The 13,252-nt window shown below is 58.4% G+C and carries 11 protein-coding genes; 8 read left to right on the forward strand and 3 right to left on the reverse strand.

Going from position 1 to position 13,252, the window contains the following annotated elements:
- Positions 1 to 7 precede the first annotated feature (7 nt).
- Positions 8 to 940, forward strand: a complete 933-nt coding sequence (tus, locus tag FQK12_RS06755) for a DNA replication terminus site-binding protein (protein ID WP_014229577.1) — start codon at positions 8 to 10, stop codon at positions 938 to 940.
- Here tus and fumC read toward each other — a convergent pair.
- On the reverse strand, positions 930 to 2,330 hold the full coding sequence (fumC, locus tag FQK12_RS06760) for a class II fumarate hydratase (RefSeq protein WP_004851399.1): 1,401 nt from the start codon (positions 2,328 to 2,330) through the stop codon (positions 930 to 932). The two genes, tus and fumC, sit on opposite strands and share 11 nt — an antisense overlap.
- A gap of 142 nt (positions 2,331 to 2,472) precedes the next feature.
- Positions 2,473 to 4,119 carry a class I fumarate hydratase FumA gene (gene fumA / locus FQK12_RS06765; protein WP_014229578.1) on the reverse strand — a complete coding sequence of 549 codons (1,647 nt, stop codon included), beginning with the start codon at positions 4,117 to 4,119 and terminating at the stop codon, positions 2,473 to 2,475.
- A 197-nt stretch (positions 4,120 to 4,316) separates the two neighbouring features.
- Here fumA and manA point away from each other — a divergent pair, with 197 nt between their 5' ends.
- Both manA and FQK12_RS06775 read left to right on the forward strand, forming a co-directional pair.
- A complete protein-coding gene (gene manA / locus FQK12_RS06770) occupies positions 4,317 to 5,495 on the forward strand; it encodes a mannose-6-phosphate isomerase (protein WP_014229579.1) in 1,179 nt (392 codons plus the stop codon).
- A 98-nt stretch (positions 5,496 to 5,593) separates the two neighbouring features.
- The gene (locus FQK12_RS06775; RefSeq protein ID WP_014229580.1) at positions 5,594 to 7,156 is read left to right on the forward strand and encodes a YdgA family protein; all 1,563 of its coding nucleotides are present in this window, start codon (positions 5,594 to 5,596) and stop codon (positions 7,154 to 7,156) included.
- A 25-nt stretch (positions 7,157 to 7,181) separates the two neighbouring features.
- Here FQK12_RS06775 and FQK12_RS06780 read toward each other — a convergent pair whose 3' ends face one another.
- Positions 7,182 to 8,210, reverse strand: coding sequence for a Mal regulon transcriptional regulator MalI (locus FQK12_RS06780; protein WP_004851407.1), 1,029 nt, complete (start codon positions 8,208 to 8,210; stop codon positions 7,182 to 7,184).
- Positions 8,211 to 8,384: 174 nt separating this feature from the next.
- On the opposite strand from FQK12_RS06780, the gene malX reads away from it, so the two are divergent.
- The 5 genes from malX (at position 8,385) to yedF (ending at position 13,215) form a co-directional block, all read left to right on the forward strand.
- The gene (gene malX / locus FQK12_RS06785; protein WP_004119586.1) at positions 8,385 to 9,977 is read left to right on the forward strand and encodes a maltose/glucose-specific PTS transporter subunit IIBC; all 1,593 of its coding nucleotides are present in this window, start codon (positions 8,385 to 8,387) and stop codon (positions 9,975 to 9,977) included.
- 47 nt (positions 9,978 to 10,024) lie between these two features.
- Positions 10,025 to 11,197 carry a MalY/PatB family protein gene (locus FQK12_RS06790; RefSeq protein ID WP_014229581.1) on the forward strand — a complete coding sequence of 391 codons (1,173 nt, stop codon included), beginning with the start codon at positions 10,025 to 10,027 and terminating at the stop codon, positions 11,195 to 11,197.
- Between the two features lie 183 nt (positions 11,198 to 11,380).
- Positions 11,381 to 11,584 (forward strand): putative selenium delivery protein YdfZ, encoded by a 204-nt coding sequence (ydfZ, locus tag FQK12_RS06795; protein ID WP_004851411.1) that lies wholly within the window; start codon positions 11,381 to 11,383, stop codon positions 11,582 to 11,584.
- A 189-nt stretch (positions 11,585 to 11,773) separates the two neighbouring features.
- Positions 11,774 to 12,985 carry a selenium metabolism membrane protein YedE/FdhT gene (gene yedE, locus FQK12_RS06800; RefSeq protein WP_014229582.1) on the forward strand — a complete coding sequence of 404 codons (1,212 nt, stop codon included), beginning with the start codon at positions 11,774 to 11,776 and terminating at the stop codon, positions 12,983 to 12,985.
- A complete protein-coding gene (gene yedF / locus FQK12_RS06805; RefSeq protein ID WP_004102619.1) occupies positions 12,982 to 13,215 on the forward strand; it encodes a sulfurtransferase-like selenium metabolism protein YedF in 234 nt (77 codons plus the stop codon). The genes yedE and yedF overlap by 4 nt, the downstream gene beginning before the upstream one ends.
- Positions 13,216 to 13,252: the final 37 nt, after the last annotated feature.

The following is a 13,252-nucleotide window of genomic DNA, read 5'->3' on the forward strand; positions in this document are numbered from 1 at the left end:
GGGAAATATGGCCAGCTATGACCTTGTTGAACGTCTGAACGACACCTTTCGCCAGCTCGAGCATGAACTGCAGGCGCTAAAACACGCCCTGAGCCAGTGCCGCCTGCTGGCCGCCCGCGTCTTTGAGCTGCCGCCGGTGAGTAAAGACGCAGAACACCAGCCGCTGGAGAGCATCAACGTGGTTCAGCACACCGGCAAAACCGCGCTGGAGATGGCGCTCAGGCACTATAGTCATCTGTTTATCCAGCAGCAGTCGGAAACCCGCAGCAGCAAAGCCGCCGTGCGTTTACCCGGCGCGATTTGTCTGCAAACTGACGCCCGGGAACAGGCTGAACTCTTAGACAAAATCACCCATATCAACGCCCTCAAAGCGCGCTTCGAGAAGATTATCACCGTGGATTCCGGCCTGCCTGCCGCCGCGCGGTTTGAGTGGGTCCACCGCCACCTGCCGGGACTGATTACGCTGAGCGCCTATCGCACGCTAACTCCCCTCCTCGATCCGAGCACCATCCGCTTCGGCTGGGCCAATAAGCACGTGATTAAAAATCTCACCCGCGATCGGGTACTCATGCAGCTGGAAAAAAGCCTTCAGTCGCCCCGGGCGGTTCCGCCGTGGACCCGCGAGCAGTGGCAAAGCAAGCTGGAGCGAGAGTATCAGGATATTGCCGCCCTGCCGCAGCGGGCAAAGCTGAAAATCAAGCGGCCGGTGAAGGTGCAGCCCATCGCCAGGGTCTGGTACAGCGGGGAACAAAAACAGGTGCAATACGCCTGTCCGGGACCGATGATTGCACTGATATCCGGCACCAAGGGCGTCAGCGTGCCGGACCTCGGTGAACTCCTGAACTATGACGCCGATAACGTGCAGTATCGCTACAAACCGCAGGCGCAGTCGCTCAGGCTACTGATTCCGCGGCTGCACCTGTGGCTGGCTAGCGAGTAGACATACTGCCCACCATCTCTTCCGGGCGTACCCAGCGGTCAAACTCGGCTTCCGTCAGGTAGCCGAGCGCCAGCGCCGACGCTTTCAGGGTTAACCCCTCTTTATGGGCCTTTTTGGCAATTTCCGCCGCTTTGTCATAGCCGATATGGGTATTCAGCGCGGTTACCAGCATCAGCGACTCATTCAGCAACTGGCTGATGCGTTCACGGTTCGGCTCAATGCCTTCCGCGCAGTGCTCGTTAAAGCTCGCCATCCCGTCAGCCAGCAGCCGCACCGATTGCAGGAAGTTGTGGATCACCATCGGGCGATAGACGTTGAGCTCAAAGTTGCCCGATGCGCCGCCGATATTCACCGCGACATCGTTGCCCATCACCTGACAGCACAGCATGGTCAGGGCTTCGCACTGGGTCGGGTTCACCTTGCCCGGCATAATCGACGAACCCGGTTCATTTTCCGGGATCGCAATTTCGCCAATCCCACAGCGCGGGCCGGAGGCCAGCCAGCGCACATCGTTGGCAATTTTCATCAGCGAAGCGGCCAGCCCTTTCAGCGCCCCGTGCGCGTGCACCAGCGCATCAACGGTCGCCAGCGCTTCAAACTTGTTCGGCGCGGTGACAAACGGCTGGCCGCTTAAGGCCGCCAGCTCGGCGGCGACGCGTACCGCATATTCCGGATGGGTATTGAGCCCGGTTCCCACCGCCGTCCCGCCCAGCGCCAGCTCGGCCAGATGCGGCAGGCTATGATCGAGATGTTTTAAATTGTGCTCCAGCATGGCTACCCAGCCGGAGATCTCCTGACCGAGGGTCAGCGGCGTCGCATCCTGCAGATGGGTGCGGCCGATTTTGACAATATCGCTGAAGGCAACGGCTTTATTGTTCAGGGTCTGCTTCAGCACGTTGAGCTGCGGGATCAGCTTCTCCCGCAGGGCAATCATCGCCGCCACGTGCATCGCCGTCGGGAACACGTCGTTAGAGCTCTGGCTCTTGTTGACATCATCGTTGGGGTGAATCTTACGCTCCATCCCGCGCGGCCCGCCCAGCAGTTCACTCGCGCGATTGGCCAGTACCTCATTCATATTCATGTTGCTTTGCGTGCCGGAGCCGGTTTGCCAGATAGCCAGCGGAAACTCGTCCGGATGTTTGCCTGCCAGCACTTCGTCCGCGGCCTGAATAATCGCTTGCGCTTTCTCCGCGGCCAGAAGGCCGAGATCGTTATTCACCTTCGCCGCTGCGCGCTTGGTCAGCGCCAGCGCATAAATAAGCTCGGCCGGCATTTTTTCCGTCGAAATACGAAAATGTTCCAGCGAGCGCTGGGTTTGCGCGCCCCATAGCTTGTCGGCAGGCACATCGATGGCGCCCATTGAGTCTTTTTCACTGCGATGCGTTGTCATGACTTTCTCCTTGGATTCAACGTGCGTAATAGCGACAAAGCTCACCTGCTCAAAGGGTAAAGTATGGGTCAGATTTATAAGTTGTTTTGGTGGTTCGTGCCGCTAAGCGGCATAAAAAAACCGCCCCGAAGGGCGGCTGAAATCATTTTACGCAGCGGGCGCACTGCGAGCTCTGGATTTGCTGGAAGAAGTCGTTGCCTTTGTCATCCACGAGGATAAACGCCGGGAAGTCTTCGACTTCAATTTTCCAGATGGCTTCCATCCCCAGTTCAGGATAGGCCACGCACTCGAGGCTGCGGATACTCTGCTGCGCCAGTACCGCCGCCGGGCCGCCGATGCTGCCGAGGTAGAAACCGCCGTGTTTATGACAGGCGTCGGTCACCTGCTGGCTGCGGTTGCCTTTGGCTAACATGATTTTACTCGCCCCGTGCGCCTGCAGCAGGTCGACGTAGGAGTCCATGCGGCCAGCGGTCGTCGGGCCAAGGGAGCCGGACGCGTAGCCGTCGGGCGTTTTTGCCGGGCCCGCGTAGTAGATCGGGTGGTCTTTGACGTACTGCGGCAACGCCTCACCGCTGTCGATAAGCTCTTTCAGCTTCGCGTGGGCGATATCGCGGGCCACGATAATCGTCCCGCTCAGCGACAGGCGGGTCGACACCGGGTACTGCGACAGCAGCGCCAGAATATCGCTCATCGGCTGGTTGAGGTTGACCTTGACCGCCTCGCCCTCGCCGGCCTGACGAAGATGCTCGGGAATATATTTGCCCGGATTGCTCTCCAGTTTCTCAATCCAGATCCCCTGGCGGTTGATCTTGGCTTTGATATTGCGATCCGCCGAGCAGGAGACGCCCATGCCCACCGGGCAGGAGGCGCCGTGGCGCGGCAGGCGCACGACGCGGATATCGTGGGCGAAGTATTTGCCGCCGAACTGCGCGCCGAGACCGAGGTTTTGCGCCTCCACCAGCAGTTCCTGTTCCAGCTGAATATCGCGGAAGGCCTGACCGTGTTCGTTGCCTTCGGTCGGCAGGCCGTCGTAGTACTTGGTTGAGGCCAGCTTAACGGTTTTCAGGGTGGACTCCGCCGAGGTGCCGCCAATGACGAAAGCAATATGGTACGGCGGGCAGGCGGCGGTTCCCAGAGTGCGCATTTTTTCGACGAGATAGTTTTTCAGCTTCGCCGGGGTAATTAGCGCTTTGGTTTCCTGGTACAGGTAGGTTTTATTCGCCGAGCCGCCGCCTTTGGCGATGCAGAGGAATTTGTACTCCTCGCCGTCGGTGGCGTAAAGATCGATCTGCGCAGGCAGGTTAGTGCCGGTGTTGACCTCTTTATACATATCCAGCGGCGCGTTCTGCGAATAGCGCAGGTTATCCTGGATATAGGTGTTATAAACGCCCTGCGCCAGCGCGGCTTCATCGCCGCCGCCGGTCCACACGCGCTGGCCTTTTTTGCCGGTAATAATCGCGGTACCGGTATCCTGGCAGGTCGGCAGCACGCCTTTGGCCGCGATATCCGAGTTGCGCAGAAACTGCAGCGCCACGTACTTATCGTTTTCGCTGGCTTCCGGGTCGTTGAGAATATCGGCCACCTGCTGCTGGTGCGCCGGGCGAAGCATAAAGGAGGCGTCGTGGAAAGCGTGTTGTGCCAGTAAAGTTAGCGCCTGAGGTTCAACTTTCAGAACTTCCTGGCCGGCGAATTCGGCGACGGAGACGTAATCACTGCTGAGGAGGTAGTACTCGGTATCGTCCTTTTTCAGTGGAAAAGGATCCTGATATACAAACGGTTTATTCGACATTGTGCTCTCACTTACTGCTTAGCTGATTATATTTCAGGCAGACACTCCATTTGCCCGTGGAAAAGCGAGTCGATCGATTTTACACAATTTTTTAACAAAAACTGAGACAAGGACGACTTTTTCTTCGCGCCGGTTGCTTATCGGTCGATTGCTGGTTTAATAGTGCCATGACTATTAAGTGGAAACAGGGATTGAGAATGCAAAAGCTCATTAACTCAGTGCAAAACTACGCCTGGGGAAGCCATACCGCCTTAACCGAACTTTATGGGATTGCTAACCCGGACAACCTGCCGATGGCGGAGCTGTGGATGGGCGCCCATCCCAAGAGCAGCTCGCAGATTGTGGATAATAGCGGGACGCCGCGCTCTCTGCGCGACGCGATCGAAAGCGATAAAGCAACCCTGCTTGGCGCGAAAGTCGCCGAGCGTTTTGGCGAACTGCCGTTCCTGTTCAAAGTCCTGTGCGCCGCACAGCCGCTCTCTATCCAGGTGCACCCCAACAAGCAGGCCTCGGAGATCGGTTTTGCCAAAGAGAACGCTGCCGGGATCCCGCTTGATGCCGCCGAACGTAACTATAAAGATCCGAACCACAAGCCGGAGCTGGTTTTCGCCTTAACGCCGTTCCTCGCCATGAACGCCTTCCGCGAGTTTGCCGAAATCGTCACCCTGCTGCAGCCGGTTGCCGATGCGCATCCGGCGATTGCCCAGTTCCTTGCGCAGCCTGACGCCGGGCATCTTAGCCAGCTGTTCGCCAGCCTGCTGAACATGAAAGGCGATGAAAAAGCGCACGCCTTACGGGCGCTGCAGGCGGCGCTGGACAGCGAACAGGGTGAGCCCTGGCAGACTATCCGCCTGATCGCCGAGTTCTACCCGGACGATAGCGGCCTCTTCTCTCCGCTGCTGCTCAACGTGGTCAAACTGAATCCCGGCGAGGCGATGTTCCTGTTTGCGGAAACCCCGCACGCCTACCTGCAGGGCGTGGCGCTGGAAGTGATGGCCAACTCTGATAACGTGCTTCGCGCGGGCCTGACGCCGAAATATATCGATATTCCGGAACTGGTGGCGAACGTCAAATTTGAGCCAAAACCCGCGGGCCAACTGCTGACCCAGCCGGTAATTCACGGCGCGGAGCTGGACTTCCCCATCCCGGTTGACGATTTTGCCTTCTCGCTGCACGACCTGTCAGCGCAGGCGTCAACCATCGCCCAGCAGAGCGCGGCGATCCTGTTCTGCGTCGAGGGTGAGGCGACGATTGCCAAAGGCGAACAGCGCCTGACGCTGAAGCCGGGTGAATCCGCGTTTATCGGCTGTAATGAATCACCGGTGCAGGTCAGCGGCCGCGGCCGCGTGGCGCGCGTGTTTAATAAGCTCCAGTAAGTTACTGAACTTTTTAGCCACAGTTGCTAGACTTTCACCCATCATGACAACACAACCAGGCGGCCCGATCCGCCTGGTTTCATTTATGGACAAATGCTATGAAAAAATCGCTGGTCGCAGCAGGAGTTATCATTGCGCTGGGCGTCGTCTGGACGGGCGGCGCGTGGTATACGGGGAAGCAGCTGGAAAGCCGCATTGCCGACATGGTGCAGCAGGCTAATGCTCAGCTGCAAAGCAGCGCGCCGCAGGCTGGCGTGGAGCTGACGTATCAGGGCTATCAGCGCGGACTGTTCCGCAGCCATTTACAGCTGGTGCTGAAGCCTGCTGCCGGCAAAGCGCCCCGCTGGCTTGCCGCAGGACAGTCGCTGGTGTTTGATGAAGTCGTCGATCACGGCCCTTTCCCGCTGGCTTCGCTCAAATCCTTTAACCTCGCCCCGGCGATGGCGTCCGTCAAAACCACCCTGACCAATAACGACGCCAGCAAGGCGCTGTTCGACATCGCTAAAGGCGAAACGCCGTTCACCATTGATACCCGTATCGCTTATAGCGGCGACAACACATCCGCTATTGTGCTCAACCCGCTTGATTACGCGAAAGGCGATGAGAAGGTGACCTTCAGCGGCGGACAGTTCCAGCTGGACGCTGACCGCGAAGGGAAAACCCTCAGCCTGAGCGGCGAAGCCGGTAGCGGGCAGATTAACGCGGTTAACGAGTACAACCAGAAAGTTCAGCTCACCTTTAATAACCTGAAAACCGACGGCTCTACCGAAATGGCCAGCTTCAACGAGCGTATCGGTAAACAGGCTATCTCGCTGGACAAGCTGGCGATTGGCGTTGAAGGCAAAGAGCTGGCGCTGTTCGAAGGGATGAAAATTGACGGCAATTCGTCGCTGACTGCCGACGGTAAAGGTATTAACAGCCAGCTGGACTACACGGTCAACAGCCTCAAGCTGCAAAATCAGGATATCGGTAGCGGCCGGCTGACGCTGAAGCTGGACAATATTGATGGCGAAGCCTTCCATCAGTTCAGCCAAAAATACAACGCTGAAGCGCAGACGCTGATGGCGGATCCGCAGCTGGCGCAGAATCCTGAGCTCTATCAGCAGGCGTTAACGCAAACCTTCTTTAGCGCGCTGCCGATGATGCTGAAAGGCAGCCCGTCCCTGACCATTTCGCCGCTGAGCTGGCGCAATGCGAAGGGGGAAACCACCCTGAATCTTTCGATTCTGCTGAAAGACCCGTCGCTGACCACCACCCCGCCGCAGACGCTGGCCGATGAGGTGGATCGTAGCGTTAAATCGCTCGACGGCAAGCTGGTGATCCCGGTGGATATGGCGACGGCGTTTATGACCCAGATTGCCGGGCTGGAAGGCTATCAGCCCGCCGACGCCGCTAAGCTTGCGGATCAGCAGGTGAAAGGCCTGGCGGCGATGGGGCAGATGTTCCGCATCTCCACCATGGAAGATAACGCCATTACCTCAAGTCTGCAGTACGCTGACGGCCAGGTTACGCTGAACGGACAGAAAATGCCGCTGGATGAGTTTGCCGGAATGTTCGGTTTAGCGCTTCCCGCCGTCTCTGAACCCGCAGCGCCGCAGGAAACTCAGCCGCAAGATGACGCGCCGCAAGACGTGGTGCCACCCGCCGCGCCGCAGCAATAAACGGCAAATAGCCCCTGCCCAGGGGCTATTTTCGGGTAATCAGCCGGGGAGAAATAATCTGGTTTCTCGCCGCGCCCTGTCCCTCTTCCATACGCCGTAAAATACACTCCGCGAGGCTTTGTCCCAGCTCCCGGGCGGGCGTCGTCACCCAGGTCAGCGGCAGATCGTCCAGCGCCTCCTCGGGTAACTCCGCAAAGGCCGCCAGCGCGACCCGCTGTTCAAAATAGCTTTCGACGCCAGCTTCGCCGCTCTGGCGCCCGGCGCGCATCAGCCCAAACCACGCCCCGGTGGCAATCACGCTGTTGTAGCACAGCACCGCGCTAATCGTTGGGTTTTGCCGCAGCAGCGCCGCCATCGCCTCTGCCGCCTGCTTCTGGCTCGACTCGCACTCCAGCACCCACTCGCTATGAAACGGCAGGCCATACTTCAGCAGGGTGGCGCAGTAGCCGCCTACCCGTTCGGCGCGCGTCAGGGACGAGCTCTGCCCCCCCAGCCAGGCAATGCGCTGATGGCCGCGGCGGATCAGGTGCTCGGTGACAATCTGCGCCGCCTGCATATTATCCGGGCGGATCAGGTCGACATCGTCGAGATAGCTGGCGCGGGAAGCAAACACCAGCGGCATTCCAGCTTGCGCCGCGCGATCGCGCAGCTCCGCTCCCTGGTCGATCGCCCCGGCAATCACCACGCCGTCGACCCCTTGCGCCACCAGGGTATCAAAACGCTGGAGCATTTTTTCACCGCTGTGCCCCCCCTGGGTGAGAAACACCATTCTGCCCTGCGACTCAAGCGCGTCGGTCAATCCGGCGGTCATCTCCGCGTAGAAAGGCTTCGATAAGTCGCTGACGATCAGGCCAATAACACCGCTCTGGCCGCCGCGCAGCGACGCCGCCTGGCGGTTGCGCACGAAGCCCAGCTGTTCAATGGCATGATTGACGCGCTCGCCGGTCGCCGACGAAATACGCCCCTTGCCGCTCAGCACCAGCGATACCGTACTGACCGACACGCCCGCCGCCTGGGCGACATCATTAATAGTGATTTTTTTCGCGATAGCCATAACTGCAGGCCGACTCCCTTTGGCTGTCGATAAAACGTTTTATCAAGATACTCTCTTTATAAACGTTATTATCGCCGGAATATGTGATTTTTATCGCACTAAAATTTGGTAAAACGTTTTATCTTTCCGTGGCGTTACATCCTACCGATAACTTAAAGAACCAGGATTCGTGTTATGACGGCGAAAACAGCAACCAAAATTACCCTGTGGGAGTTTTTCCAGCAGTTAGGGAAAACCTTCATGTTACCCGTGGCGTTGCTCTCCTTTTGCGGGATCATGCTGGGGATCGGCAGCTCTCTGAGCAGCCATGATGTCCTGACGCTCCTGCCGTGGCTGGACGTGCCGCTGCTGCAGGCCGTATTCATCTGGATGGGCAAAGTCGGCTCCTTCGCCTTCAGCTTTCTGCCGGTGATGTTCTGTATCGCCATTCCACTGGGTCTGGCGCGAGAAAACAAAGGCGTCGCCGCGTTTGCCGGTTTTGTCGGCTATGCCGTGATGAATCTGGCGGTTAACTTCTGGCTGACAGCCAAAGGCATTCTGCCGACCACCGATGCCGCCGTCCTCAAAGCGAACAACATCCAGAATATTATCGGCATTCAATCGATCGACACCGGGATCCTCGGCGCGGTGATCGCCGGGATCATCGTCTGGATGCTGCATGAGCGTTTTCACAATATCCGCCTGCCCGACGCGCTGGCCTTTTTTGGCGGCACCCGCTTTGTACCGATTATCACCACCGTGGTTCTCGGCCTGGTCGGTCTGGTCATTCCGCTGATCTGGCCCGTCTTCGCCATGGGGATTAATGCCCTCGGCCACGTCATCAATAGCGCGGGAGATTTCGGACCGATGATTTTCGGTACCGGAGAGCGCCTGCTGCTGCCTTTCGGCCTGCACCATATTCTGGTGGCGCTGATCCGCTTTACCGAGGCGGGTGGAACCATGGACGTTTGCGGCCATAGCGTCAGCGGCGCGCTGACGATTTTCCAGGCCCAGCTCAGTTGCCCAACCACCCACGGCTTCTCCGAAAGCGCGACCCGTTTCCTCTCGCAAGGCAAAATGCCGGCCTTCCTCGGCGGCCTGCCGGGAGCGGCGCTGGCGATGTACCACTGCGCTCGCCCGGAAAACCGCCATAAAATTAAGGGGCTGCTGATTTCCGGCGTTATCGCCTGCGTGGTAGGCGGCACGACCGAGCCGCTGGAATTTTTATTCCTGTTCGTCGCCCCGGTGCTGTACGTTATCCACGCGCTCCTCACCGGACTGGGCTTTACCATGATGGCCATTCTGGGCGTGACTATCGGCAACACCGACGGCAACGTTATCGACTTTGTGGTGTTCGGCATTCTGCACGGTCTGTCAACCAAGTGGTATCTGGTACCGGTGGTCGCGGCCATCTGGTTTGCGGTTTACTACGGTATCTTCCGTTTCGCTATCACCCGCTTTAACCTGAAAACCCCGGGACGCGATATTGAAACCAATAGTGCCTTCGAAAAGGCCGTCACCGGCGTGACCGGAAAATCAGGCTACAACGTCCCGGCGATTCTGGCGGCGCTCGGCGGCGCGGAAAATATCGTTTCGCTCGATAACTGCATCACCCGCCTGCGTCTGTCGGTTAACGACATGAGCAAAGTCGACAGCGCCGCGCTGAAAGCGAATCGCGCCATCGGCGTGGTGCAGCTCAATCAGCACAACCTGCAGGTAGTGATTGGCCCGCAGGTGCAGTCGGTGAAAGATGAAATGGCTGTCCTGATGAATACCGTCGAGGCATAGGCTCCGCCCCCTCCGAACAGGAGGGGGACATGATGAAGGAAGTGCAGATGTTTGATTTTTCAACGCCGGTCGACCGTCACGGCACCTGGTGCACCCAGTGGGATTACGTCGCCGACCGTTTTGGCGCGGCCGACCTGCTGCCCTTTACGATCTCCGACATGGATTTCGCCACCGCCCCCTGCATTATCGATGCCGTCAGCAAACGCCTGGCGCACGGCGTTTTTGGCTACAGCCGCTGGAAAAACGATGAATTCCTCGGCGCGGTGAGCCACTGGTTCGCCAGCCGTTTTCATAGCCCAATCGACCGCGAAGCAATTGTTTACGGGCCGTCGGTTATCTATATGGTGGCGGAGATGATTCGTCAGTGGTCGGCAGCGGGTGACGGTATTGTGGTACACACTCCGGCCTACGATGCCTTTTATAAAACCATTGAAGGCAACCAGCGGCGCGTCGCGGCGGTTCCGCTCTCCCTCGACAACCATCAGTGGCGCTGCGATATGGCGCAGCTGGAACGGGTACTGGCTCAGCCGCGTAATACCGTGCTGCTGCTGTGCAGTCCGCATAACCCCACCGGCAAGGTATGGACCCGCGAAGAGCTGGAAACCATGGCGCGGCTGTGCGAGAAGCACGGCGTAAAGGTAATTAGCGACGAGATCCACATGGACATGGTGTGGGACGAACATCAGCACACCCCGTGGTGCGAGGTGGCTCGCAGCCCCTGGGCGCTGTTCACCTCCGGATCGAAAAGTTTCAACATTCCGGCGTTTACTGGCGCATACGGGCTGATTGACGATCCCGCGGCGCGCGAAAGCTATCTGCACGCGCTTAAGGCCCGCGATGGCCTCTCTTCCCCTTCCGTACCGGCGCTGGTGGCGCATATCGCCGCCTATCGCGAGGGCGCCGCCTGGCTGGATGCCCTGCGCGGCTATCTGCAGGAGAATATGCGCTACATCGCGCGCGAACTGAATCAGGCGTTTCCCGAGCTAAACTGGCAGCCGCCGCAGGCGACTTACCTGGCGTGGATTGACCTGCGCCCGCTGGCGGTGGACGATCGCGCCCTGCAAAAAGCACTTATTGAGGAACAGAAGGTCGCCATTATGCCAGGGGACACCTACGGCGATGAGGGTAAGGGTTTTGTCCGCCTGAATGCCGGCTGCCCACGTGAAAAGCTGGAAAAAGGCGTGCAGGGATTAATTGCCGCCCTGGGCTCGCTGCGCTGATTGTTTTCGCTGGCCGCCAACGCGGTAGCGGCCTGTCTGCTACCGCTGACTCTCCGCTCACTCATCCGTCCTCCCGGCACAATAAAACGATATTTTGACGAGACTCAAAAAACGCTATTTCACAAAGGTGTATTTAAATGCCGTTTTTAATTCCCGTCAAAATATTCACCAGGAGGAAAAAATATGAACACCTACGATCGTAACCGTAACGCTATCGCTACCGGCAGCATGGTTATGGTGGCCGACAGCGGCGCGACGGGCGTCATCAAAGCCATCCACGCCGAGGGTAAAACGGCGGAGCAGCTCCGCCGGGCGGACTGCGTGGAAATAGACGGACATCAGGGGTTATATTGCCCGCTAAACCTTATTCGCCTGGGCTTTAATTAATCGCAATATCCGTCATCTAATAACTGACCGCGGATCCGCAGGCGTAAAAGGCCACCCAGGCGTGGCCTTTGATATTCTCTTTATCGTTCAATTTGATCCCATCGAGCGTTTTACGTTAATAAGCAGCGTATTATCGCCCCTCTTCTACCCGCTACGGGTAATATACCTTCTGAGTTCAGAGGCATCTACATGACATGGCAACAGTTCAAACAGGCGTGGCTGATTAAATTCTGGTCCCCCGTCCCCGCCGTTATCGCCGCGGGTATTCTCTCAACCTACTACTTCGGCATTACCGGCACCTTCTGGGCCGTCACCGGCGAATTCACCCGCTGGGGTGGGCAATTGCTGCAGCTCGTCGGCGTGCACAGCGAAGAGTGGGGCTACTATAAGCTCATTCATCTCGAGGGCACCCCGCTCACCCGTATCGACGGCATGATGATCATCGGCATGTTTGGCGGCTGTTTCGCCGCCGCGCTGTGGGCGAATAACGTCAAGCTGCGCTTCCCCCGCAGCCGGATCCGCATTCTGCAGGCCGTCGCCGGGGGAATCATCGCCGGTTTCGGCGCCCGTCTGGCGATGGGCTGCAATCTGGCCGCATTTTTTACCGGTATCCCACAGTTTTCCCTGCACGCCTGGTTCTTTGCCATCGCTACCGCTATCGGAACCTGGTTCGGCGCGCGCTTTACCTTACTGCCCATCTTCCGTATTCCGGTAAAAATGCAGAAAGTGTCCCAGGCCTCGCCGCTGACGCAAAAACCTGACCAGGCGCGGCGCCGGTTCCGTCTCGGCATGGTGGTCTTTTTCGCCATGATCGCCTGGGGCCTGCTCACCGCGGCCGATCGGCCGAAGCTCGGCCTGGCGCTGCTATTTGGCGTCGGATTTGGCCTGCTCATTGAGCGGGCGCAGATCTGCTTCACCTCCGCCTTTCGCGATATGTGGATCACCGGGCGTACCAATATGGCGAAGGCGATTATTTTCGGCATGGCCGCCAGCGCTATTGGGATCTTCAGCTACGTGCAGCTGGGTATGGAGCCGAAAATCATGTGGGCGGGGCCCAACGCGGTTATCGGCGGCCTGCTGTTTGGCTTTGGCATCGTCCTGGCGGGCGGCTGCGAAACCGGCTGGATGTACCGCGCGGTGGAAGGTCAGGTGCACTACTGGTGGGTCGGGCTGGGCAACGTTATCGGTTCAACGATCCTCGCCTACTACTGGGACGGGCTTTCTCCGGCGCTGGCCACAAGCTGGGATAAAATCAACCTGCTGGCGACCTTCGGGCCATTCGGCGGCCTGCTGGTGACCTATCTCCTGCTGCTGATCGCGCTGATTCTGGTGATTGGCTGGGAAAAACGGTTTTTCCGCCGCCAGTCTCTCGCCCCCTCGACCGTTAAGGAAACCGCATGAAAACTCTGGTCCCCGATTATCGCCTCGATATGGTTGGCGAACCCTGCCCCTATCCGGCCATCGCCACGCTCGAAGCCATGCCTTCGCTGAAGAAAGGCGAGATTCTGGAAGTGGTCAGCGACTGTCCGCAGTCGATTAACAACATCCCGCTGGATGCCAAAAACCACGGCTATACCGTGCTCGACATTCAGCAGGATGGGCCAACCATCCGCTATTTGATTCAAAAATAGCCAGAAAAAAGCCGGTAGTGGGCTACCGGCTGTCTTC

Source organism: Klebsiella sp. ME-303 (genome assembly GCF_007910085.1).
GTDB classification, from domain to species: domain Bacteria; phylum Pseudomonadota; class Gammaproteobacteria; order Enterobacterales; family Enterobacteriaceae; genus Klebsiella; species Klebsiella michiganensis.